The sequence below is a fragment of the Dietzia massiliensis genome (genome assembly GCF_018390595.1).
Lineage (GTDB): Bacteria > Actinomycetota > Actinomycetes > Mycobacteriales > Mycobacteriaceae > Dietzia > Dietzia massiliensis.
On sequence record NZ_JAHBAV010000334.1, the window covers coordinates 1 to 343 of the forward strand.

The following is a 343-nucleotide window of genomic DNA, read 5'->3' on the forward strand; positions in this document are numbered from 1 at the left end:
GCCACAGTCCGTCGATCAGCGCCGCCAGCCCCTTGGCCGCCAACCGCGCCTGCGGCTGCGGCATGACGCGGCGAAACTCGGCGCACAGGTTGGAATAGAGCCGGCGGCCGTTCACCTGCTGCAGCCGGTTGAGCTGCGGTTGGTGCAGACTGCTGGCCCAAAAGGCCAGCCAGGTCTTCATCGCCGCGCTGTTGATCTGGCTGTCGTCGAAGTTGCCGGCGACGATCGCCTGCAGCCGCGCCGCCGGGCTGTTATCGGTCAGCGCCTGCAAACGCAGCTTCACCGCCTCGCCCAGATGGCTGATCAGATAGCGCATCGTGGCTTCCAGCAGGCCGTTCTTGTC

The 343-nt window shown here is 66.8% G+C and carries 1 protein-coding gene; it reads right to left on the bottom strand.

The annotated features are described in order from the left end of the window. Positions 1–343, bottom strand: a 343-nt coding sequence (gene betI, locus KHA85_RS20705) for a transcriptional regulator BetI (protein WP_213186748.1), incomplete at both ends; no start/stop codon positions are given.